The 22,893-nt window shown below is 62.0% G+C and carries 25 protein-coding genes; 14 read left to right on the forward strand and 11 right to left on the reverse strand.

The features are described from left to right. Positions 1–8: 8 nt before the first annotated feature. The 7 genes from AAC640_RS15545 to AAC640_RS15575 all read right to left on the reverse strand — a co-directional run bounded on the left by AAC640_RS15545 (position 9) and on the right by AAC640_RS15575 (position 5,660). On the reverse strand, positions 9–281 hold the full coding sequence (locus AAC640_RS15545) for a hypothetical protein (RefSeq protein WP_340267875.1): 273 nt from the start codon (positions 279–281) through the stop codon (positions 9–11). Positions 282–316: 35 nt separating this feature from the next. Then, complete coding sequence (locus AAC640_RS15550; RefSeq protein WP_340267877.1) at positions 317–1,027, reverse strand: type IV secretion system protein; 711 nt, start codon at positions 1,025–1,027, stop codon at positions 317–319. Positions 1,028–1,040: 13 nt separating this feature from the next. Beyond that, positions 1,041–3,395 (reverse strand): VirB4 family type IV secretion/conjugal transfer ATPase, encoded by a 2,355-nt coding sequence (locus tag AAC640_RS15555; RefSeq protein ID WP_340267935.1) that lies wholly within the window; start codon positions 3,393–3,395, stop codon positions 1,041–1,043. 28 nt (positions 3,396–3,423) lie between these two features. Then, entirely contained in the window at positions 3,424–3,768 is a 345-nt protein-coding gene (locus AAC640_RS15560; protein ID WP_184476872.1) for a VirB3 family type IV secretion system protein, read from the reverse strand. 60 nt (positions 3,769–3,828) lie between these two features. Next, positions 3,829–4,206, reverse strand: a complete 378-nt coding sequence (locus tag AAC640_RS15565; protein ID WP_340267881.1) for a TrbC/VirB2 family protein — start codon at positions 4,204–4,206, stop codon at positions 3,829–3,831. Continuing rightward, a complete protein-coding gene (locus AAC640_RS15570) occupies positions 4,206–4,886 on the reverse strand; it encodes a lytic transglycosylase domain-containing protein (RefSeq protein ID WP_340267883.1) in 681 nt (226 codons plus the stop codon). Before AAC640_RS15570 ends, AAC640_RS15565 begins: the two co-directional genes overlap by 1 nt. 483 nt (positions 4,887–5,369) lie before the next feature. Continuing rightward, on the reverse strand, positions 5,370–5,660 hold the full coding sequence (locus AAC640_RS15575; protein WP_340267885.1) for a hypothetical protein: 291 nt from the start codon (positions 5,658–5,660) through the stop codon (positions 5,370–5,372). 91 nt (positions 5,661–5,751) lie between these two features. Here AAC640_RS15575 and AAC640_RS15580 point away from each other — a divergent pair, with 91 nt between their 5' ends. From AAC640_RS15580 to AAC640_RS15595, 4 genes are all read left to right on the forward strand, one after another. Beyond that, the gene (locus tag AAC640_RS15580) at positions 5,752–6,636 is read left to right on the forward strand and encodes a DUF7146 domain-containing protein (RefSeq protein ID WP_340267887.1); all 885 of its coding nucleotides are present in this window, start codon (positions 5,752–5,754) and stop codon (positions 6,634–6,636) included. Further along, positions 6,633–7,232, forward strand: coding sequence for a thermonuclease family protein (locus tag AAC640_RS15585; protein WP_340267889.1), 600 nt, complete (start codon positions 6,633–6,635; stop codon positions 7,230–7,232). The genes AAC640_RS15580 and AAC640_RS15585 overlap by 4 nt, the downstream gene beginning before the upstream one ends. A 61-nt stretch (positions 7,233–7,293) precedes the next feature. After that, the gene (locus AAC640_RS15590) at positions 7,294–7,551 is read left to right on the forward strand and encodes a type II toxin-antitoxin system ParD family antitoxin (protein WP_184476865.1); all 258 of its coding nucleotides are present in this window, start codon (positions 7,294–7,296) and stop codon (positions 7,549–7,551) included. Beyond that, positions 7,548–7,844 carry a type II toxin-antitoxin system RelE/ParE family toxin gene (locus AAC640_RS15595; protein WP_340267893.1) on the forward strand — a complete coding sequence of 99 codons (297 nt, stop codon included), beginning with the start codon at positions 7,548–7,550 and terminating at the stop codon, positions 7,842–7,844. Before AAC640_RS15590 ends, AAC640_RS15595 begins: the two co-directional genes overlap by 4 nt. Before the next feature lie 109 nt (positions 7,845–7,953). Here the strand turns inward: AAC640_RS15595 and AAC640_RS15600 are convergent, their stop codons facing one another. Both AAC640_RS15600 and AAC640_RS15605 read right to left on the reverse strand, forming a co-directional pair. Further along, positions 7,954–8,511, reverse strand: coding sequence for a GIY-YIG nuclease family protein (locus AAC640_RS15600; RefSeq protein WP_340267895.1), 558 nt, complete (start codon positions 8,509–8,511; stop codon positions 7,954–7,956). An 82-nt stretch (positions 8,512–8,593) separates the two neighbouring features. Next, a complete protein-coding gene (locus tag AAC640_RS15605) occupies positions 8,594–8,938 on the reverse strand; it encodes an excalibur calcium-binding domain-containing protein (protein ID WP_340267897.1) in 345 nt (114 codons plus the stop codon). Positions 8,939–9,212: 274 nt separating this feature from the next. Here AAC640_RS15605 and AAC640_RS15610 point away from each other — a divergent pair, with 274 nt between their 5' ends. The 10 genes from AAC640_RS15610 to AAC640_RS15655 all read left to right on the forward strand — a co-directional run bounded on the left by AAC640_RS15610 (position 9,213) and on the right by AAC640_RS15655 (position 17,999). Continuing rightward, positions 9,213–10,118 (forward strand): ArdC family protein, encoded by a 906-nt coding sequence (locus AAC640_RS15610; RefSeq protein WP_340267899.1) that lies wholly within the window; start codon positions 9,213–9,215, stop codon positions 10,116–10,118. Positions 10,119–10,503: 385 nt separating this feature from the next. After that, entirely contained in the window at positions 10,504–10,836 is a 333-nt protein-coding gene (locus AAC640_RS15615) for a DUF7673 family protein (protein WP_340267901.1), read from the forward strand. 268 nt (positions 10,837–11,104) lie between these two features. Then, positions 11,105–11,503 (forward strand): DUF3768 domain-containing protein, encoded by a 399-nt coding sequence (locus AAC640_RS15620; RefSeq protein ID WP_340267903.1) that lies wholly within the window; start codon positions 11,105–11,107, stop codon positions 11,501–11,503. 21 nt (positions 11,504–11,524) lie between these two features. Next, on the forward strand, positions 11,525–11,782 hold the full coding sequence (locus tag AAC640_RS15625; protein ID WP_340267905.1) for a hypothetical protein: 258 nt from the start codon (positions 11,525–11,527) through the stop codon (positions 11,780–11,782). A gap of 44 nt (positions 11,783–11,826) precedes the next feature. Next, complete coding sequence (locus tag AAC640_RS15630) at positions 11,827–12,510, forward strand: hypothetical protein (protein ID WP_340267907.1); 684 nt, start codon at positions 11,827–11,829, stop codon at positions 12,508–12,510. A gap of 289 nt (positions 12,511–12,799) precedes the next feature. Continuing rightward, positions 12,800–12,991 (forward strand): hypothetical protein, encoded by a 192-nt coding sequence (locus AAC640_RS15635; protein WP_340267909.1) that lies wholly within the window; start codon positions 12,800–12,802, stop codon positions 12,989–12,991. Positions 12,992–13,038: 47 nt separating this feature from the next. Further along, positions 13,039–13,899 (forward strand): ParB/RepB/Spo0J family partition protein, encoded by an 861-nt coding sequence (locus AAC640_RS15640; RefSeq protein WP_340267911.1) that lies wholly within the window; start codon positions 13,039–13,041, stop codon positions 13,897–13,899. After that, positions 13,892–15,445: a helicase-related protein gene (locus AAC640_RS15645; RefSeq protein WP_340267913.1), complete on the forward strand. Its 1,554-nt coding sequence runs from the start codon at positions 13,892–13,894 to the stop codon at positions 15,443–15,445. The genes AAC640_RS15640 and AAC640_RS15645 overlap by 8 nt, the downstream gene beginning before the upstream one ends. Next, positions 15,442–17,394, forward strand: coding sequence for a BREX-3 system phosphatase PglZ (gene pglZ, locus AAC640_RS15650; protein ID WP_340267915.1), 1,953 nt, complete (start codon positions 15,442–15,444; stop codon positions 17,392–17,394). The genes AAC640_RS15645 and pglZ overlap by 4 nt, the downstream gene beginning before the upstream one ends. After that, positions 17,391–17,999: a hypothetical protein gene (locus AAC640_RS15655; RefSeq protein WP_340267917.1), complete on the forward strand. Its 609-nt coding sequence runs from the start codon at positions 17,391–17,393 to the stop codon at positions 17,997–17,999. The genes pglZ and AAC640_RS15655 overlap by 4 nt, the downstream gene beginning before the upstream one ends. Positions 18,000–18,097: 98 nt before the next feature. On the opposite strand, the gene AAC640_RS15660 is transcribed toward AAC640_RS15655, so the two are convergent. Continuing rightward, positions 18,098–21,565 carry an ATP-binding protein gene (locus AAC640_RS15660; protein ID WP_340267919.1) on the reverse strand — a complete coding sequence of 1,156 codons (3,468 nt, stop codon included), beginning with the start codon at positions 21,563–21,565 and terminating at the stop codon, positions 18,098–18,100. Further along, positions 21,565–22,818: a metallophosphoesterase family protein gene (locus AAC640_RS15665; protein WP_340267921.1), complete on the reverse strand. Its 1,254-nt coding sequence runs from the start codon at positions 22,816–22,818 to the stop codon at positions 21,565–21,567. Before AAC640_RS15665 ends, AAC640_RS15660 begins: the two co-directional genes overlap by 1 nt. Between the last annotated feature and the right edge of the window lie 75 nt (positions 22,819–22,893).

The raw sequence follows: 22,893 nt of genomic DNA on the forward strand, positions 1-22,893 counted from the left end.
TCGCGGCATCAGATGCCCATCTGCTTCTTCATGCGTTCACGTTGTTCGCGTTGAAGGTTACGAAGCCGCGCGGCACCGGCGTTGTTACAATTCTCGGTGACGACAGCGGGCCAGCTCGCAATGGGGCGCTGCGACCCCTTCCACTGGTCGCACATCGCCTGAACTTCCTTGGCTTCTTCTGGATGCTCGGAGAGATACCGGATCGTCCGAAGCGGTATGTCGGATCGCAGATTCTCGCCCGTTTGCGACTTCTCAGAGGGCGAACAGCCTGCGATCGCCAAAAGCGCCAAGGCCACAGGGATGGGGCGACAGCGCATCAGTCTATGCCCGCCTGTGCCTTCAGCTTGGCAAGCCGCTGATGTCGCTGCGCGGTATATCCCTGATAGTCGGCCTCAGCCTTCGCGCGTCGTTGCAGTTCGACGGCTTGTAATGCCATCATGTCATTCGACATCTGCGCCTGCTCCAACTGGAGGCGCGCGCTCATGTCGGCCCGCTCGGCAGCCGAATTTGCGCTGGCGAGCCGCGAGCGCAGTTCCTCCAGGCCCTCGCGACGGCTCGTCACGGAATCCCCCACGGACCCAGCCAATCCTGCAGTGACTGCGGCCTGTCGGGCACCCGTCTCAAAGCTTGCCCGTGCGCTCTCCGATGCGTCGGGAGAGAGCTGCCCCATCAGTCCCTGAAAGACGCTATCGGAGCGACCGCGAAGGCGGCCGATCACGTTAAGATCGCCGTTGGCGTAACCGTCGAGGCTGCCCGACGACACGTTCAGTTCGCGCATAGCGTCGGTGCGCAGGCTATCGGCAACGCGCCCGATATCCGTCGCCTTGTTGAGATCACGATAGAGATCGCGGGCCTGTTGGAGCTGGTCGGCCCCCTGCGCGAGCATCGACACGCCCTGGCGTACCTGCTCAAGCTGTTGAAACAAACTGCGCGTGTCGGTCACCGGGATGCCCTGCGCGTGCGCGGAACCCATGCATGTCAGGAGCGAGGCTCCCATCACGAAATAGCGAAGTTTCTTGGGACTCATGAGACTTCTCCTTTCAACTTGAACGTCGGCGCTGGTGGAAGATTGGGAGCCACACAGCCGGATCGCGGCCATGTTCGGCGATCACGTCACAGGCGACCGCGGTCGTTTCCGCGCGGCCGGACAGGACGGCCAGCTCGTTGTCTAGGCCGGTCAGATCCAGTTCCACGACGACAGAGTCATGCCCCTGCTTCACGAGGAATTTGTGCGATTCCTGCGATAGCTCCTCGCGGATCAGCGCGAATTCGGCATCCGTCATGGAGAATCCGTCGATATAATCGCGGCGCTGTCCGTTCGGATTGGGCAACATGATCTTCGTTGCCACCTGCTCCAATATGGAGTGGCTGATGTCGCTCTTGAGCGCGTCGCCTGGGGATTGGGTCGCGAACACCATCAGCGCATTGCGCTTGCGGTATGTCTTCAACCCGTCCTGGGCGAAGCTGCGAAACGCATTGTCCCCCAGCGCCTTCCAGAACTCGTCGATCACGATCATAGTGCGGTCGCCGGTCAACATCTTGTCGATCCGGTGGAACAGGTAGAGCATCAACGGCGCGCGAATATCGGCGTTGTCGAGGAAATCGGTCATGTCGAACCCGATGAACCGGGCATCGAGTGTCATTTCGTCTTCCGCGTTATCGAACGCCCATCCCAGCGCGCCGCGCGAGGTCCATTTCTCCAGTCTCGCGCCAACACCGCCCTCGTCGGCCATGCCGAGCATCGTGCGCAAAGCATCGAGCGAGCGTGCCGCTCGGGGCAGCTTCATGACGGCGGCAATGCCATCATCAATCCGCCTTTCCTCCTGCACGGTGATCGGCCGTCCTTCGGCGCGGACGAGCTGGCGGACCCATAGCGACAACCAAGCCCGATCCTCTGCCGTATTGGCCAGCGCCTTCAATGGAGCGAAGCCGGTGGGCGTGCCGTTGGCGAGCGTGAGATATGTGCCGCCACTCGCCAGCACGAAAATCTGCGCGCCGCGATCCTTGTCGATGAAGATCTGTCGCGCGCCTGTCTTTTCGGCCTGCGCCATCAGGAAGTTGAGCAGCACCGTTTTGCCGCCGCCTGTCGGGCCGATGACCATCGTGTGCCCGACGTCGCGCTTGTGGAAGCTGAAGAAATAGGGGCTGCGCGCGCTCGTCTTGAGCAACGCGATGGCTTCGCTCCAATGGTTGCCGGTGGCGCGGCCAGCGGGGTAGGTGTGGAAGGGCGCGAAGGCGGCGAAGTTGAGCGAGGTGATCGGCGCGGGTCGCGCCCGCCATGCAAAATTGCCGACGAGCTGGCTCCAATAGGCGGCTTCCAGCGCTGCTCCCTCACGCGCAGCAACCATGCCCGTGTCGGCGAGGGCCGCGCGCGCGATCGACATATGGTCGCGCAGGGATTTCAGGCTCCCGCCATAGACGGCGAGGGTGAAGTGATGATCGCCCAGAACGAAGCGGTTCGACATGAGGTCGTCCGCTGCGTCGACCAGATCGTGCATCTGGCTGATGGCCCGATCGTCGGCATTCTCCATCTGCCGTTGCCGCAAGCGAAACCGTTCGGCCGCCGTGGCGCGGCTCAGAAAAGTGAAGGATTGCGTGAGGACGAAGCCAAAATCGACGGCCAGCAGGGATTCAAACTGGCGCGGCGTGGTGAAGGCGGGATACTCGCGGATGCCGAATATGCCGCCGAACGAGCTGCGGTCGGCATCGCGAACCTCAACCGTCTCGCCGCCAAAGATGACCCGTTGCCGATAAAGGGCGCTGCCAAGATGGCCCCGGATGATCGGCACGCGCCGATGGCGCCCCGTCATCACCATTTCGGCGACTTCGAGCGGTTCGGAGAATTTGAGGCCATTATGCCCATAGATCGCGAGCCGGCGCGGCTCGCAGCGCGCCATCAGCTTCTCAAAATCGCGGGCCTTGTCCTCAAGGAACTCGATCAGATCCTCATCCACGGCATCGGCCGCTGACTCGACCTTGGCCTTGGACCGGAACAGATGGACCAGCTTGTCTGCGCCATGCACGGCGGGACGCGCGAGGATGGTGACGAAGAAGCGGTTGATGAACATTCGCTCTCGATTGATCCGCGCGAAATACGCGGCATCGAGGTCGCGGGCGAATTTCGACCGAAAATTGCCGCCGGGATATTGCTCGACCCGTGCCCTGACCAGATGCGTCCAAATCGACAGGCGATCATCGTGCAGGTTGCGCAGCATCCCGTTGAGCTTGGAATGCCAGTCATTGAGATCGCGAACATCGGCTGTCTCGAATGCGCGGCCCTGTAACTCAAAGGTGAGCATGATCGCACCGGAATCGAGAACGATCATCTCGTCATTGATGTGCCGCGCATAGGGCAGGAACTTGGTTGGCAGCACTTCCTTGAGCGCGACCTTCATCGGCACCTGGGCCGAAAGGCGGTCCGCTCTAGCCACGGCGACCGAAGCCCTTGCGGGCAATGCCCTTGAGGGGGAGGGGCGTGTAGCTGGACCCACCCCAGAAGGTGCGATTGCGGTTCGCCGCCTTGGTGCGGAAGAACAGGAACATCAGCCTGAAGGCGTTGACATCCTGACGCACCACGAGGCGGGCAAGGCCATAGCAGACCGCGCCGGTGACGAGCGCATAGACGGGGTTGTTGGTGCCGATCAGGACACAGGCCGACACCAGCAGGATGGGCACGGCCGCTTCGATCGGGATGCCCGCCCACAGCGCTGGCCGCGTCACCGCAAGGAACAGCGTGTTGCGCGCTATCTCTTCTCTCTCATCGGCCATGTCTGCCTCCCTGCCAGCGTTCAATGCTGCGGCCCGATGCGCCGTCGGGCCGCCGGTCCATCAGGCCGAGCCTGCGATCTGGTCCACGATCCACGGCGCCGAGAAGATGATCGCGATGCCGATGATCACCGTCACCAGTGCGCCCGTGTTGACCCGGCCCATCAACCATCCCGCGCCGGCAACAATGACGGCAATGACTGCAATGGCGCGGAGCAAGCCGTTGCTGAGCAGGCCCAGCACATTGTTGGCGAACCCCTCCAGATTGGCAGATTGGGCGAAGGCCGGGTCCGGTGAAACGAGCGAGGCAAGCCCCGCTACGGCAACGGCGGCGGCGATCGTCGCCGTCTTGCGCTGGCGCGGCGACATCGCCGCCACACGGCGTTGAACTGTCGATCGCACGGACATCGGCGGTGTTCGCATGGATGCATGTGACTTCATCAGCTTCCTCCTGTTTCGGCGCTCCGCGCACGCTCGTAAGCGGCCCGGGAAAAGACATCCCAGGCCGGGGGTGGTGGTGATGCTGCCCGCGCGGGCATGGCTTCGGGCATATTCTCCGCGACCAGTTCAGCCAGAATATTGGCTGGCGGCTTGATCGCTGCATCCGCATTGGAGGGCGGGGCAGGGGGGGCATATGCAGCAGGAGCGATCCCGTCGGACACGCCAGCATTGTTCAGCACGCGGCCGACATAGCCGTTGCGAAAACCCCGCGTTCTCGAGCCGGTATTGTACATGGACAGGGCGACCCGAAGCGCCTCTTGCGGCATCCTTCCGTCGCGGACCTGACGATAGTTGCCCGCCAGCACTTTTCCGGCAGCGCCGATGTTGATGCAGGGATCAAACACGCTGTCCCATGTCAGGCCCAGCGCGGACATGTTGTTGGAGTTGATCTGACCGAGGCCGAGATCCACCGAATATCCTTGTGCGATATAGGTGCGCGCGACGCGCGCCGCATCGGCGGCACTGGTCGGCCGCGCGGGTTGGCGGGCGACCCCGTTGACGTTGAGCGCGAACTGATAACCCTTGCTCTCGGTGTGAACCACGGCGGCGATGGTGGAAGGGGCCACGCCTGGTGCACATTGCGCCGCAAGGCCCAGGATCGCTGCCGTGGTGAACTGCATTACTGCGGTCCCCCCGGAATGGCTGTGGCCTCCGCCTGCGCCACGTCGGCTTCGGTCGGGACTGTGTAGGTGGCGCGGTTCCCGTCACGCATAGTCATCACGACGAAGCCAGGACGACCGCTTTTCGGTTTGGTGTATTTGGCCGCGGTGACGCCGCCTGCGAAGCATGTCGGGAAACCGCCGCCCAATGCGAGGCTCCGCAACAGTTTGCGTATCGGAGGGACGCACTGGGCATATTGCATCCAGCCCCCTGGGTTGCTGGCGCACAACAGCACTTCACAGGCCCATGTGCTGTCGGCGGCCCGTGCCGAGGATGGTGTTGCCGATGCCAGCAGAAACGCGAATGCCGAGATCGGAGTGGACAAGCGATTTCGCATGTTTTCACCTCTCTTGTGAAAACACCTTAAATCGCTTTTTGAGCTCTGCCTAGACTGCGAAGAACTCGCAATAACGGGTTTTCGCCGTTTCGCCTTCTATTCTGCGTCAGAAACGAGATGGGTCGTTCCATAGGGGCGATGGGTTGATCCCGATTACGGAAGTGTAACCATAGGCCGCCACGATGTGCCGAATGGCCGAGGAAACCTTTGAATATAAGCGGATTCTCTTCTTGTCGTAGAGCGCAACATGGTAGGGGACCGATCCGCGCCAGCTCACGCGGACATTGATGTACCACTTGCCGTCGTCCTCGCGCTGGTGCACCTGAACATCGGTGATCGTACCAGCGACTGGACGCTGCGATGTCAGCTCGCGCTCCAGGATCAGTTCGAGTTCCATTTTCCCCCTGTAGCGATTTATATCATTTTCGCTGGTTATTTGATGCTGTTTCGATTAGCCATAGGGTAAGTGGCAAGAGAGAGGAGGTCCAGTGAGCGGACGAGATCCCGATGCCGTTGCCCGCGATGCCGATCGCATCGTGCGACAGCTTGGCGGTAAATGGCATGGTGATTATGCCATGTGCCGGTGCCCAGCCCATGCCGATGGCGATCCCAGCCTTTCGGTGCGCGTGGGGCAGCGCGCCGTCCTTTTCCATTGCTTCGCGGGTTGCACGTCCGACGCGATCGTTGATGCTCTACGCACGGGCAATTTCGCTGCCGCGCGCGATCATGATCCGGGGCAGCGCCATGAAGGAGGGAAGGGCGACTTCAACAAGCTCGCCTTGTCGATATGGCGATTTGCCGACCCCTTTGCCGGCAGCCTGGCCGAACGCTATCTGCGCACGCGCGCCATTACCCCCGTTGGGATCAACGCCCGCTTTGACGCGCGCTGTCAGTTCGGCGCCGGCGAGGAAAAGGCGTTCGCACCCGCGCTGATTGTGCCCGTCGAAGAAGACGCCGGCGTCGTCGCCATCCATCGCACCTTTCTGCGCGCCGATGGCGCCGATAAGGCCGAGATTATCAAGCCCAAGCGAATGCTGGGCAATCCCGGTGGCGGGGCTGTGCGCTGGGGCGGTATCCCCGCCGATGGCGTCCTGCGTCTCGCCGAAGGGGTCGAGGAAGCGGTCAGTGTGATGAACATGCTGGAGCCGGAAACCTTTGTCTGGCCGGTGCTGGGGATCGAGCGATACCAGACTCTCAATATCCCCGAGAGCATCCACACGATCATCATCTACAGCCAGCATGGGGCCGAGGCGGCGCGCGCAATCAAACGCGCAGCGCCGCACCTGACGGCCAATGATCGTCAGCTCAGCGTGAAGCTGCCGCCCCATGCTGGCGACTGGAATGATCTTTTGCGTGAGATCCGCGCGCGATGAAGCTGTTTCCTGGCCTGCCCAATCACCAGCGAATCATGATCGCGGTGATGTTCGGGGCGGTGTCCGTCTATGCGCTCGCGCAGCAGAAAGAGCAGGTCGCGCAGATAACGTCGTTGCGGCTCAATGATGCACGGCCGGGTGTCGTGGACGGCGATACGCTCGACGTGTCGGGGTCGCGTGTCCGGATTGTCGGGATCGATGCGCCGGATGATGATCGGCTGCGGCTGAAGCAGCTTTCGACGCTGACGATGCAGGGATTGGCGGAGCGGGATGGCGGCGTAGAATGCGCCACGAGCCTGTTCGATTTTGCGCTGAGGCGGGAGAGGCAGTGCCGCAGTCCGGCGACGAGCTATGGCCGGTTGAATCTGTCATGTCGGTTCAAGGCAAATGGTGCGAGCGTGGCCGCGACGATGGTCGCCCAGGGCTATGCCGTGGATTATCGGAGATATTCGGGCGGGGCCTATGTGAAACTGATGCAACGGGCAGCCCAGCAACGGCTTGGTCTGTGGGGGCAGGACTATGAAGGGATGCGCCAACTGGCGATCGAGCGGGCGACCTTGCCCAACGGTTGTGGGGCCAATTCAATCAGGAAGTGACGACCCCGGCTTTATCAACTGTTGATAAGCTGCTATATCCTCGGTCGAAAGGAGGCGCTCCATGATTAGCGCGGATCTCGGGCAGCAGCTTGAAAGTTTCGTTGCGGGCCTCGTCGCGACGGGGCGCTACAACTCCAAGAGTGAGGTTCTTCGTGAGGGGGTGCGGTTGATACAGGATCGCGAAGCGCGTCTTGTCGCGCTGGATTCCTCAATCGCGCGAGGACTTGCCGATGCCGATGCGGGGCGCACCAAGCCGGCGGGCGAGGTGTTCGACCGCCTTGAGGCCAAATATCGCGCCATGGATTCCGGCGACGAATGATCGTCCATCTGTCGGCCGAGGCCGAATATGATCTTGAGACGATCGGTGACTATATCGCCCGGGACAATCCGGTGCGGGCCTTGAGTTTCCTGCATGAACTGCGAGCCAAATGCCTTGGCCTAGCGGAGATGCCGGAGCGATTTCCGCTGGTCCCCCGTTTTGAAACATCCGGCGTACGGCGGCGCGGGCATGGCGATTATCTGATTTTCTACCGTGTCGAGGCCGAAAAGGTGGTCATCATTCACATTCTGCACGGCGCCCAGGACTACAGCACGATCCTCTTTCCCTCCTGACTGGCCGTTGCCTTCGGCCCGCGCTCTATTCCGCCCCGTTCCGGGCGCTCCACGGAACCCCGCCGCGGGTTTCCGCCCATTCGGGTGACGATCGACTAACGGGAATGGACTACTCGTGGTTTACGCATGATCGTCTCCGCTCATCCCGCAATGCCTGAAGGCGAACAGCAAAGGGATGCGTGGAAAAGTCGATATTCAGCGGCGGACGGTATTGCTGAACCAGTGTTTCCTCCAGTTCGGCAGGGCTCTGATGTTCGATCCAGCAGGCCGACATATTGTGATCCATCCATGAGCGCAGGCCGGTTATGCCATGCTCCGAGGTGTGAAATTTGATCCGTCCGCGTTCATTTTTGGCGATAGCGGGGCCGGCGATGTCAGGGAGGCAGGCTGCAAGCGTCAGGCAAACGGTTGAGCGCCGCTCATTCCCGCCGAGATGTTGGCTGCCAAGTCGCTTTCGCAGTGTTCCATCCTTGCTGAGATCTGCGCCCGCTGTGCCGACATAGAGCAGATGCAGACCCTCACGGACGTAGCAGTTCCCGATCGGCGCGGTGCCAGGAGCTACTTTGAAAAACAGCCCATAAATGCCTCGCGCATTGGGGAGCAGCGCCCTTGTTCGGCGGATTTCGGCCAAAGGAACGAGTTTCTGAGTCTCTAGGAAGGTGCTCATATCGCGCACCGATCCACGCGCTGGCGCGTCGCTAGCTCGGCTACAATGCTGGCATCCGTTCGGAATGCCCGGGTCGCCATGTTCATCGCCCCCTATATGGTTCGCAGGCGATTCCATCGAAATCGCCATCCATCTCTTCGCGATAGCCAGGCTGTCCCCGATAGATCGGGGCGGCGCCGGCAGCTCGCGCGTCGTCACAGTTGCGATAGTAGGCGGAACGCTCAATCGTAGCCACTTCTTCAGGGGATTTGTTCGCTCGCGCCCAGAGACTTTGAACCTGCGGGGCGGCTTGCCATGTCAGAACGCCCGCCAACAGGCTCAGGCCGATGACCTGACCCGCGAAATTTCGACTATCGCGTTTTCTGTTCTGTTGCTGCCGTCGAAATCCCTTCGATCGGCGATGGTTGTTGTTTGGATTGTGCACCATGGGCGCAACATATCTTGCATAGATTATTGAAATCTTAGGCCGTTGATCTTGGGGAACACCAAGGGCGGCTGCCCTTTCGTTCCCGAACAAAAATAGACCGCCCGTGTAGTCCGCCAACCCTGGTGCCCGCCGCCCTGTGGGCGGCGACCAGGCTATGCGGCCCGCCCGCGCCAGCGGTCGATTTTTGCCCTCCCTCCCCATCCCGTTCCTCGCCGGAAGGGCAGAGCCGCAGGCCGCAGGCAGCGGCTTTCAGCCCGATGGAAGGAGCAAAATCATGGGACGGATCACCGAAAATCGCACCGATGTTTATCAGGAAATCACCGATCAGATGATTGCGATGATCGAGGCAGGCACACGGCCATGGTCGAAGTCATGGGCAGGTTCTTCCCCCAGCATCCCGCTTCGTCACACCGGCGTTCCCTATCGCGGCATCAACGTGCTGACCCTTTGGGTTTCAGCCATAACGAAGGGCTTTGCGTCGCCACATTGGGTCACCTTCAAGCAGGCGCTCGCCTTGGGCGGTTGCGTCAGGAAGGGCGCGAAAGGCTCTGTCGTGGTCTATGCCAACAAGGTCGAACGGACCGAGGAGAATGACGCAGGCGAGGAGATCCGGCGCGGTATCCCCTTCCTGAAACGCTATGTCGTTTTCAATTCCGAGCAAATCGACGGGATCGAGGCCCGCTATCCGACGCCCGACCCCATCCTGAAATCTACCAATCCCGACGATCGCGACGGCGAACTGGACGCCCTATTCCAGCGTATCACCATACCCCTGCGCCATGAGGGTTCGCAGCCCTACTACATGCCCGGCAGCGATCAGGTCGTGATGCCCGAGTTTCGGGACTTCTTCACGAGCGACGACTATTATTCCACGCTGGCGCACGAATTTTGTCACGGCGTCGGACATAGCAGCCGCTTGGCGCGCCCGACGCTCTACTCCGATAAGCGCGAGGATGTCGCCCGCGAGGAATTGATTGCGGAGCTGGGCGCGGCATTCGTCAGCGCCGCCATCGGCATAAAGCTGCATGATCGCGAAGACCATGCCTCCTATCTAGCTTCGTGGTTAACCGCGCTGCGCAACGACAAGCGCGCGATCTTCACCGCCGCGACCCAAGCTCAAGCCGCCGCGGATATGCTTCTGGGCATGATGGGCGCGGAGGCGCTGTCGTGCGCGGCATAGGCGATAATCATGGTCCTCGTCTCGATGACGAGGACCAGATCCATCCAACGCTCGCGGCGGCCGCCAATTGCGGCAGATGCCGGCACTGGCGTCCGCCGCCTGAGCGAGACCGTGACGATTATCGTGCATTTCAGAATGGCGCGATCAAACGACGGATCGCCGAGCCGCGTGGCGCCTGTGATCGGGTGCGGCTTCGTCCCACTGGACCGACTTCATTTTCTGCAACTGTCGAGCGGTCGCGTTGCTATAACTTCGAGCCGAAGGAGGCACAGGCCCGCCCGACGCGAGTGCGCGGATTTGTCACCATCTATGAAAATGGGCGCATTGCCTGGCAGGGGACCGAGGGGGACGAGCCAGTGCAGTATCGCCAGCAGGAGTTAGACCTATGAGCCAATTGCCCCAAAAGCGCCCTGTTATCCGCGCTGTCAGTTCTGACGAGATGGGCGCGGCGATCGGTCGCCTGCTAGCCATAGCTCTTCCGTCGACTCGCGCGGCCGAAACCGGCGCATCCGGCAAAGTGGCGGATTTCCTGCTTGCTTGGTGGAACGGCGACGAATGCGGCCATTTTCCGATCCTCCACTTTTGCAACGTCGATGCGGTCATTGCCGAAGATATGCTGACGATCATGGCCTATCTGGCACAGGAATCGACGGTCTATGCCGACGCATGGGGCTATCGCGACCAGATGGGCGAGCTTTGGGAGCGATATCGCGCCTAGCGCGTGAGCCATCGGCGGCGCTGATGCTCTCTGGTAGGGCGCGTTCAGCGCGGGGAACGCTAAGGGCGCTGCCCTTTCGTTCCCGAACGACAATCGACCGCCCGTGTAATCTGCCAAGGCCGGTGTTGCGCCGCCTATGGCGGCGGCCGACCTAAGCAGCTCGCCCGCGCCAGCGGAAGATTCTCGCTCTCCCTCCCCATCCCGTTCCTCGCCGGAACGGCAGGACCGCCAGGCCGTGGCCTTTCGGCCTGCGAAGGAGGACCAGACTATGACCATCGAATTGACCGACGCGGAGAAAACCGACCGCATTCGCTCGCTGAACGATACAGCGCGCCAAAACCCCGGCGTGGCGTGCCGCGCCAACATGACCATCGGCGTTGCCGCCCTTCAGGATCATGATCGCCATCGGGCGGTGCGGCAGATCATGGTTTTCGATCAGTTTGACGAGAGCAACGACCCGCACGGCGAGCATGATTTCGGCGCAATCTATTGCCTTGTTTCCGGCGAATGGGTGCAGCATCGTCCGCAGGATGAAAAGCTGATTGCGGAAACGGTTTTCTGGAAAATTGACTGTTATGACAGGGAGTTGGAATTTGGCAGCGAAGCGCCGTGGGACAGCGCTCAGACGACCCGTGTGCTGACCATCATGCTGGCCAGTGAGTATTGAAAAACAGGCCGCCGCCCCACGATGCGGGGCGGCGGCCTGCCCGATCGTCGCCTTAGTGATTTATTGTCTTTTCGCTCCATTTTGGATAAAGAAGCGGTAAGGATATCGACCATGCTTCATTCCGACATCGAGGCCATTTGGGCGCAGGTCAGGGCGATGGATTTCGTTCACGGCACGCCACAGGAAGTTCATCAGTGGCGCACTGATGATGCTGAATCACGCGCCAATCTCGCGATTGAAGATATGGCGCTGGCGAGCTTGCCGCTTGATCGACATTGAACACCAACCATGAATCCGTTCAAGCTCGCACTGGCCCTGGAGGCATGGCGTTCCTACCTGCGCGTGATCCCCCGACCGGGCAGCGCTATCGCCTGAGCCTGAGCAAGGTTCGCGAGGAGCTTGACCGCTATCTGCCGGCGGCGCGCACCGAGGCAGCCGAGCGCCTGCAGAAGCTGGTGAACGATGGTGCGCCGGACAGTCGGATCATCGCGGCGCGTATGGAACTTGCCTATGTCCGGCACGCCAAGGGGCCGGTCTATCAATCGCATGTGCTTAACTTTCTGGGGCAGCGTGAGGTTGAGGCGGTTATCTCCGCTGAACAGACGCCCTTGGAGCGCGTGCGCGAAATCGGCGCGGCCTTGGCGGCCCGTATCAATACGCAGCAGCCCGCGGCTATTCAGCGGGCGGTGCGGTTGCTGGAGCGTCCGATTCTGCCTCCGGGCCAGTCTCCGGCGCATGAGCGCTTGGCCGACGCTTTCCTGAAAAACACGCCCGACCAGAACAAGACTGATCCCCGCCTCGCGCCCGCCCAGGCTATCGTGGACAGGGCGCAGGCGGCATCGCTTGCGCGGGGTGATAGTGCGCGCCTGGTGGAAGCAGCGGGCGATGCAGCGCGCACGTCCGTCGCTGCCAATATCCGCACGGGCAAGCCTTTTGACGAGGGAATGACCATTCCGTCTCCCGGCGGCCCCAAACCCCCTGCCCTAGGCAAGGATCGCAGCCGCTAAATAGCCGCGCGCGGCGCAACTCGTGGCCCCGCAGCCCTTCCCCCGGAAGGTCATTGGTGCGGGGAACACCAAGGGCTGCTGCCCTTTCGTTCCCGAACAAAAATAGACCGCCCGTGTAGTCCGCCAACCCTGGGTGGCCCGCCGCCTTGTGGGCGGCGACCAGGCTAGGCGGCCCGCCCGCACCAGCGGTCGATTTTTGCCCTCCCTCCCCATCCCGCTCCTCGCCGGAGAGGCAGAAGCCGCATTGCCGCAGAGCAAGCGGCTTTCAGCCGGAAAGGAGGTGAAAACAATGTCTTACATACGGTATCGAGGCGATCCCTATTGGAAGCGCGCCAAGAGCGACGGGATCAGCGCGGATGGCACCGCCTACAGCAAAGGCGACCGGGTTTTCTTCTACCCGCGCACCGGAGCGACATACGCCGGTGACAGCGCGCTGCGCGCATCAGCCGAGTTTGATGAGCTGGCTGCCTTGGAGGGCTGACCCTCCCCTTCCCCCTTCAAAGACACAGAATTTCAGGAGATCACATCATGGCTATCATTACCGTTAAGCTGTCGCAGCTTCGCATTTCTCCCCTCAACACGCGCCGCGTGAAGCCTTCCGCGATCGAGGCGATGGCAGACGACATTGCCGCGCACGGCCTGCTACAGAACCTCGTCGCCTACGAGGAAGATGACCTTTTTTGGGTCTTTGCCGGTGGGCGTCGCTATCGCGGCCTCAAGGAATTGGTGAAGCGCAAGAAAATCAAGAACAGCGATGTGTTCCCCATCGAGGTGCGGACCAAGGAGGAAGCCATCGAGCTTTCCCTTGCCGAAAATGTCGCCCGTGAGGATATGCACCCTGCTGATTGCATTCGCGCCTTCGCCGCGCTGCGCGATACCGGCATGGACGTTTCCGATATCGCAGCACGCTTTGGTTATGCGACCAGCTATGTCTATCGGATGCTGCGCCTGTCCGCGCTCAATCCCAAGCTGATCGACATCCTCGCCAAGGACGAACTCACCATCGAGGCGGCCAAGGCTCTGACCCTATCCGACGACCATGCCGAGCAGCTTCGCGTGTTCAAGGCATCGAACGGCCAAGCCCATAGCATTCGGCGGATGCTGACGCAGGAGAAGGTGACAACGCAGAGCGGGGCGTTCCTGTTCATCGGACGCGATGCCTATCTTGCACAGGGCGGGACGATCACGCCGGACCTGTTCTCGCAGGGTGACGATGGGTACGCCGATCAGCCGGAAATCGTGCAGGATTTGGCAGAAGCCAAGCTGGAGGCGCTGGCGGAAAAATATCGTTTGGCAGGATGGTATGAGGTCAGCGCCGCGTTCGACCAGCCCTATGACCTGTATTCCAAGGGTTATCTCTACGCCAGCGCAGCTTTCACTCGTGCCTGATCTGGACGTCGGCGATCTGGCCGATCTGGACGGGCAGTCACAGGTCGATGAGTTGGTGGACTGGCCGGGCTGGCGTTCTGAAAAAGCGGAAGTTGGGACGCTGCTTCGCCTCGCGGAGCAGGCCCTCGGCACTACCGACGCCAAGGTTGAGGCGTTACTGGATCACATATACCGTATCCAGCAGGAGGAGGATGACCCTGACCTAAAGGTGCTCATCTTCACGGAGTTCATTCCCACGCAGGGGATGCTTGCCTCGCAGCTTCGGGACCGCGGTTTCGAGGTCGCGACCCTAAATGGCCAGATGGCGGTCGAGGAGCGCGTCGCCGCACAGAAGGCTTTTGCAGCATCTGCGCGAGTCTTGATCTCCACGGATGCGGGCGGCGAGGGTCTCAACCTTCAATTCGCCCATGTCATGTTTAACTACGACATGCCGTGGAATCCGATGCGCATCGAACAGCGCATCGGTCGCGTTGACCGCATCGGGCAAAAGCACATCGTGCGTGCGACCAACTTCGTCCTGGGAGACACGGTCGAGCACCGTGTCCGCGACGTTCTCGAGGCGAAACTGGAGGCGATCGCGGAGGAGTTTGGCGTAAACAAGGCATCTGACGTCATGGATTCCGTCGAGGCCGAGGCAATGTTCGACGGTCTTTACATCGACAGCCTGCTCGATCCTGACGCCCTCTCCCAGCGCGCCGATGCCACACTTGAGCAGCTTCGTGCGCGCATCGCGGCGGACCGCGAGCGCCAGGATCTGCTGGCATCGGGCAGCCCGCTTGATCCCGGCGGTGCACAGCGGTGGCGCCGGCACCCGATCCACTATTGGGTTGAGAAGGCCGTGACCAGCGGTCTCCCCGAGATGGGCGGCACTGCGACACGCGCCGACGGCGACGCGTGGGAACTCCAATGGCCAAACGGCACCAAGACAGACCGCGCCTGCTTCGACGTCGCCGGGATCGAGGATGCACCGGACGCGGCTTGGCTCACGCTTGACAACGCATTGGTCCGGTCGGTGATCGATGATCTCCCGACGGAATCCCCTGGGCGTCCTGTCACTAGAGTGACGGTCCCGCAGCTTCCCGCGGGCGTCGAGGGGATCTGGTCGCTCTGGCGCATCAGCATTAGCACCGTCCGCGGTGACGAGCGCCGCTTCATGCCCCTCTTCGTGCAGAATGGTCGATCGTTCGCTCCCACCGCCCGCCGGCTTTGGGACATGCTTCTCGGTGACGACCTTCAGGTAAGCAACGACATTGGTGCACCGCCCCCTCCCGAATTCGAAAAGCTCGCCGAGGCGCAGGCCGAACCGATCTACCTCGAGCTGAAGGGTCGGCATCTCCAGAACCTCGCGCTTGAGCGACAGCGGGTCGAGGCCGCCTTCGACGCACGTCGGCGAGCAGTCGGCAGGATCGGACTTGAAAACGTGCGTCGGTCGCGGTTGCGGCGGCTGGAGGACGAACACCAGTCGAGATTGCGGGAGCTCGACGCGGCCGTGAACGTGATGCCGAGCCTCGAGCCAATCACCATCGTCGAGGTTTCCGCGCCGTGAGTGCCTGGTCGGACCATGTCGCCGCGCCCTTCCAACGCGAGTTCGCGACGCTCTGGGTCGTTAGCGATCCGGACGAGATCCTCCTCGCGCCTTCGGTCGTGGACATCCTGACGGAACGTGGCTTCGAGATCATCACTTATCGCGATCCCCTCGCCTTCCGTCTATTCTACGAGACGTCGATCCGGGACGCGGACGCAAACACGCGCTTCATCGTGCGCGTGGGCGGCGACGCAACGCAGACCGTTCCGTGGGACGTCCTTCAGCGCGCCAGGAAGTGGGCGATATCGGTTCCAGAGATCTTCTCGGACATGGACTCGACGACGGTCAGGTCGATCGGCACCGACCGCTACGACGACCTGTGGCAAGTGGTGTCATCGCGATCGGGCCTGCCTCGGATGGGGCCCGGCGCCACGAAGGATTTCATAGCGGCCAACATCTACCGAGTCGTGCCAGATCTACTGCGCAGGCCCACGGACATATGGGAACAGGCATTCGATCTGTTCTTCCGCGGAGCACCGCTACCCGCCCTGATCGCCGAGCATGTCGCGTCCCGCGCGTGTCGCCCGGAAGGCCTGTCTGTCCACGAGGTAGCATCAATCCTCTCCGATCGCGCCAGCTTCATCGATCGCGTCCAACGTGACTGGGACAAGTTCGCCATCGGCGTCGCCAACGGATCGTCCCCTCATGAAGACGTCATTCCCTTCGCGCTGCCCGGGATTCGGATCAATCTTGACAGTATGGTGTTGGACGGCACCATCACCCCGACGAAGGTCGAGAGCGTGCCCACCTTGATCCCGGCGTGGATGCAGATCGGCATGGTTCGCGATGATGACGCCGCACGCGAACTGGCCGCGCTGCGCGTCGAGCGCCTGCGTGACGACATTCCAATCGCCGGTTCGGGATACGCCAGCTGGCTGCGGTTCGCCGAACGTCATGCCGAGGTCGTCGACGGGTGGCGCTCCTCCATCGGCACTGACGGCGCTGGCGGTGAGGCGATGTCCGCCATCGCTCCCATCATCGACGAGGCGTTTTTTGATTTTCTCCAATCCGGCTTCGACGGTCTCAGCTCGAACAGCTTCGCCGCCCAGCCGCCGATCGTTCACCAGGTCGCGCCGCACATGGCCCATCGCCGGCAACTCGGAGAGCGACGACAGGCACTGATCGTCGTCGACGGGCTCGCTCTGGACCAGTGGCACATCCTCGAGCGGCGGCTTCGGGCGGATCGACCGGATCTTCTGATCGACACACGCTCCACCTTCGCCTGGCTGCCGACGGTCACCGGCGTGTCGAGGCAGGCGATCTTCGCCGGAGACCAGCCCCGGTCCTTCCAGAAGACGCTTAGCAGCACTTCCGCCGAGCCGACCCTGTGGAAGCGTTTCTGGCTAAACGAGGGCCTATCCGAGAAACAGATCTTCTACGCCAAGGGCCTTGGGGATCGCGGCTCCTGCGCCGCGGCGCTGTCAGTACCAATCGCGGAAGGCGTCGAGGTCATCGGCGTTGTCGTCGATACGGTCGACGAGATGATGCATGGCGAGCTTTTTGGAAAGCAGAGCCTCACCAGCCGCATCGAGCATTGGCTCGACTTCGGCGAATGGACCGGCCTCATCTCCTCGCTCATCGATGGCGACTATCGTATTTACGTAACCGCCGACCACGGCAACGTCGATGTCGTCGGCATGGGGCGGCCATCGGAGGGCGTGCTCGCCGAGGAACGGGGCGAACGCGCACGCATCTACGATAGCGATGGTCTCCGGCTGAAGGCCGCAGCATCTATCCCAGGTTCAAGGTTACTTCAGCCAGGTGGGGTGCCGGAGACGTACAAACCGCTGTTCGCGCCGGTGGGCAAGGGCTTCATAACGGCAGGAAAGCACGCTGTCGTTCACGGCGGGACGTCGATCGAGGAGGTGATCGTCCCGTTCGTCAGAATTTCAAAGAAAGAAAACTCGTGACCATCGCTCATCCCCGTATCGGCATGGATCGCTACGTCGATGCCGACTGGATGGAGCTGGCCGCAGGCGTCGTCCGCGGTGAGATGCTCGTCGATGGCCTGCACGCACGGCTAGCCAACGACATCCCCGGCGCGGAGGTTCGGAAGAAGACCATCGGCATCCTGAATAGGATGTGGTTTCCCGCCGCTGACGGCTCGTCCGACTTGATCACTCAAGCTGCTCGCGGCGCTGCAGCAGGCGGCACCGCTCGAACGGCAGCATTCGAAGCCGTAGCGATCTCTGCCTATCCCTATTTTCGTCAAGTCGTCGAGAACGTCGGCCGATTGTTCCGCCTCCAGGGAAGCTGTACCGCAGGCGAGGTGCACCGCCGGATGTTCGAGCAGCATGGGAAGCGGACTACCGTTGATCAGGCGACCAGCTATGGATTCAAAACTATGATCTCTTGGGGAATGATCGTTCGGCAAGAAGATCGACGCCTTGGGCCTGCTCACGCCGGACGGCTCGAAGATGACTGCAAGCGCCTTCTCGACATTGCTGCGAACAGATCTCGCAGTAGCGTGACACCGCTCGCCGCTACAGACCCGCTATTGTTTCCTTTCTGCTAAATTTCTTCTGGCCTATCCACGACATCATTAGGCATTATGGAATACGGATCGCCACCAGGAGCCGCCGACTTCGATTCGATGGAAAGTCGAGTCGTTTCTCAGGCGGCTATTGCTGAAGCTGGCTCGATCATGTGAAGTTTGAACCCATCCATGCCGACTGCCTGCTTTGCGATGTCGATCAAATGAGTATGGTGGCTGAACACAATGACCTGACTATGCTCGGCGGCGGCCGAGAGAACTTTGAAGAGCGCAGCTGATCTTGCATCGTCGGCGGTGATGAGTAGGTCGTCGCAGACAATCGGCAACGCCCCGGCTCCTGCCCGGCCCTCGATCGATCCAAGGCGAAGCGCGAGGTAGAGTTGATCGCGCGTACCTTCGCTGAGTGATTCCACGCCAACCTCAACGCCGTCCGCGCGCTTGGCAAGGATGACAGGCCGATCGTCGTTTGCGTACCCGATCGTGAGCCCGGAGAACGCGCCTTCGGTCACCTGTTCGAACAGAGCGCCTGCGCGCGCGATGAGGGGCGCCTGATTGGTGGCGCGGTGACGATCCAACATCCAGCGTAGGAGCGCCGCCGCTGTCACTGCCTGGATATGCTCTTCCGCAGCCTGTGCCAGCGCCGCAGTTGTATCGGCCGCAACTTGCTGCGCGTCGGCAGCGGCGCTCTCGGTAGCGGCGCGAACCGCTTCGTCATCGGCGGTATTCAGGGTGCGACCCACCACCTCACGTTCCGCAGCGACCTCACGGCGGCGATCCTCAATGCGGACGCGAGCAGCCGCTTCTTCCTCAATCGGCAGAGAGGCGATTTCGAGAGCGAGCGCTTCCAGCCCTGCGCCGTTGTCCATGCCAGCAAGTTCGGCGAGTGCTTCACGTTCGATAGTCCGAGCAGCTTCCCGTCGATCGACGCCCGCGATGATCTGATCCAAATCAGCATCCGTCGCGACGCCAGCCATGTGCATCAGTTCTTCGATCGAAACCCCGGCGTTGTCGAGCCGACGTTGCACGCGCTCGAGTTCGGTGATGAGCCGATCGCGTTCAATGGCGTGCGTCGCGAGCACTTCCTCACTGCGAACCGCGTCACGAAGAGAGAGTGCGAGCTGGCGCGTTTGATCAACCGCCTCTCCCCTCCGCGCAATGCCGATCGGGAAGAGAATTTCGGCGAGCTCTGTTTCAAAAGCAGCGCGGTCTTGTTCGATCCCACTCACTTGGCGTTGGATGCTCTCCCTCGCACCGGCGTCCTCATTGATTTGAGCTAATGTCTCAAGCGCATCGGCCACGACGATCTCGTCGGCGTCGCCCGGCAGGCCCGCCTCGAGAACAAGCCGCTGCAGCGCCTCCTCAAGCTCACCTCGCTCCTTCTCAAGCTCCGCGTCTTCATTTCGAAGTTCGGCAACACCATCTTCGACAGTTTCTGCCTCGGTCATCAGGTTGATACGTCTAGCGGCGTTCCCGCTGAGCTCAGCAGCCCGCTCGGTTACCCGCCTTATGAGCGTCGGATCGTCGATCGTCGTGGCGCGACCCCCGCAAGCAGCAAAGCCTTCAGCGATTGCGGTACGGGCGCCGATGACCTGTGACTTCAGATCCTCGAACGCCTGAGCAGCGGTCGTACTCTCGCCTTCTGCTTCTAGGGCTGCCGCGCGTTTTGTCAGCCATCCAGCAAGCTCCGCCGGGAGGATCGATGGATCGAAGCCCAGAGCGTGCAGTCGGGAATTCCAGCTATCCTCGATCTGCTTGAGCTCCTGCCGATACGTCTCTTCACGCTTGTTCGAGAGGGTGAGCAGCTCGTTCGCCTCGTCCGCGGCAACGATCATCAGGGCATATTCGGCCACGCGCGTTGCTTCGGCATCGCGCCGATCTGCCAACTGGTCGGCCTGCGCGATCGCATCCGCCATTTCTCGGCCGACGCCTTCGTCATCCGGCGAAGGCGCTGCCACGAGCCGCTCGCGCACGTGTTGAACATGCTCATCTCGGACGCGGCGGATAGCTGCCACGGCATCAGCCGTCGGGACGGTCCCGCCGGCGATCAAGCTCTTGAGCTTTGCCTGTGCACGGATCGCGCTGGCTTCGGCGTTCTCCGCATCCTTCCGCGCTGCCGTCGCGTTCGCTAACGCAGTTTCAGCGGCTCGTCGCACTTCCGCCGCCGCTGCCTCGGTAGGTGGCAGAAGCTCCCGCAGCAAAGCAGCCGATCCTCGCCAGGGCGCGAGATTCGCCAGACGCTCAGCCGCCAAAGCGCGCTTGCGATCCGCGTCCGATCCCGCGACCTTAAGTCGGTGCTCGGCGTCAGCAGGAAGCAAGGCAAGCGCGGCCGTCAACGCCGCAAGGCCAGCGTCATCTCCCAGCGCGGAGAGGTCGTGCTGTATCCGTTCGCGGTCGCGGTTCAGCCTGGCGCTCTCCTTGAGCGAAGCGGCTTCACGCGATTTGACTTGCCGCCGGGCTTCGAGGTGTAGCGAGGCGCGTTTCCGCCAACCAGCCGACGGAAGCGCTACATCCGGTGAGATCCGCGCTTCTGCCCGCGTGCTGGTGATGCGCATGTCGATCCGCTCGAGCTCCGCACGCCGACGCTCCAGGTCGACCGCTGCTTTGGCAATTACGGGGCGTCGCTCTTCAAGCGCCTCGATACGATCACGCTGGGCAAGAATGCTGCCGGGCGCCTCCACACCTGAGATTGCTGCATCGACCCGCAGCAGGTCGGCATCGACCTGTACCTTGAGCTCTGTTGCGGTCAGGCGCTCGGCACGTGCCGCGGTCAGACGTGCCGCCGCGTCCGCAGGCAGCTCGGGTAGCGATGTTAGGTCGGTTAGTTCGCTGCGTGCGTTGGTGAGCCGAGCGGAAGGGGCACGTGCCCTTCCTACCCGGTCGAGCCGTGCGTGCTCTCGATCAAGTGCCTCAGCCTCTTCGATGAGTTTGGTTCGGCGTTCCTCGGCTTGGGTACGGCGCTGGCGTGACTGCGTCCATTCCGCGTCGCTGATTGATGTCAGGCGTACCTGTGCGAGCGCTTCCGATCGTTCGCGCATCAGACGATTTACTGGCGGGTTTTGGCCGCCCGACTTGAACAGCTCGCTGGCCGTGTCGGTTAGCCGGGACAGCTCCTTGCCAATATGAGAAACGCCGGTCCCGGCCTCAAGCGTGATGCGTGCCGCATCGTCGCGACCGCCGAGGATGCTCTCTCCTCCTTGCCGCAACTTGGTGTGATCGAGACCGAACATACGCTCGAACCCAGCCCGGTCGATGCCGCCCAGCAATCGCACGAGCGAATCATCTGCAAACGGCGTGCCGTCCGGCTTCAGCAGCGTGTCGCGTTTGCCCTTCCGGCGCGTTACATCCAGCAAGTCATCTTCGTGCTCGATCAGAGCGCGCAGGCGGAGCTGCCCATATTCGTAGCGCCAGTTTTGAGCCGATCGTTCGGGGATGCCAAATAGGAAGTCGCCGATGGCCTGCAGCGTCGTTGATTTCCCGGCCTCGTTGGGACCGACGATGAGATGAAGGTCGGGTCGACCCTCGCCGAAATCGAACACGCGATCTGCAAAACCGCCATAGCGTACGAGTTCGAGCTGGCGAAACCGCATCAGTCCGCCCCTTCCCCAAGCCGCGCCTCGACGAGCGACCTGGCAGCGCGGACCAGTGCTTCACCGTCCCGTGCCCGAGCCGACGCCAACAGGGGCGCGATGTCGGGATCGTCGATGTCAGCGGGCAGTTTGGCGGTCAGAGGGGCTACCGCATTCTCAACCGCACGACGGCAGTCCGGATCGTCGAGCGCCTGAGCCAGCAGTTCCTGAAGCTCCAGCGGGAGACCGATCGGTAGCGCATTGTCGCGCGTCACTATCTTGACGCGTTCAATCCAGAGTGCATCCGAGACACCGGCCGCGTGCCCACGCACCTCTGCTTCGAACCAAGCTGGATCAGCCTTCAGTCGCTGTGCGAGTGTCCCGTCGACCTCGATCGACACCCGAGCGGCCATTGGCCGACCATTGGCTCCAAGCACAGCGGGACGGAGCGAGTCCTGTATCGCCGCGAGCGCTTCAATGGGATCGCGCGCGCGACTCGCATCGACCTGGGCATGGGCCCATCGTACTTCGTCTGTAGCGCGGTGCTCGACATGGCTAATGGCCCCTTCCTCCACTCGCACCAGGACGGCACCCTTGGATCCGGTTTCGCGGATGTGCCGACCTTGGGTGTTGCCGGCAAAGACAACGTGCGGATGGTCAGACCGGATCGCATGGTCATGGACGTGGCCGAGAGCCCAGTAGTCGTGCCCCGCCGCTTGCAGTTCGCCTAGGCTGCAGGGCGCGTAATTCGCGTGGCCCTCATGCCCATCGAGTGCGGTGTGTAGGAGCGCGATGTTTAGCAGTCCCGCGACCGGCGGACAGTAGGTAGACGCGATGTTCTCGGTGGTTGCCGCCTCTTTGTAGCTGCGGCCGTGGATAGCGACGCCGAGATCGTCAAAAAGGACGGTCTCGCACTTCGCACTTTTGAGCTTGTAGACGCCCTCAGGCGCTGTGAGGTGTCGGGTAACGCGGCTGTCCGCATCGTGATTTCCGAACACGACCACCGAACGAATCCCTGCTCGCGCGAGGCGAGCCAGTTGCGCGATGGCGAACTGGCCGGTCGACTGGTCCTTCCACGCGCCGTCATACAGGTCACCAGCGATCACGACGAAGGCGGCACCATCCTCGATCGCAAGGTCGACGACGTTCGAGAATGCCTTGCGCGTGGCGCCGCGCACCAGCTGGGAGAACGCCTCGTCTTTCCGCGACAATCCATGCAATGGACTGTCGAGATGAATGTCCGCCGCGTGGATAAAAGTGAAATTGCCCAGCATCGGGCACCGTCTAGCATCTCGCGCAGCAAAGCGGAATCTTCGTCGTCATCCACGCGCTGCATTTTGGTTCGTCGG

The sequence above is a fragment of the Sphingobium mellinum genome, assembly GCF_037860795.1.
GTDB classification, from domain to species: Bacteria; Pseudomonadota; Alphaproteobacteria; order Sphingomonadales; family Sphingomonadaceae; genus Sphingobium; species Sphingobium mellinum.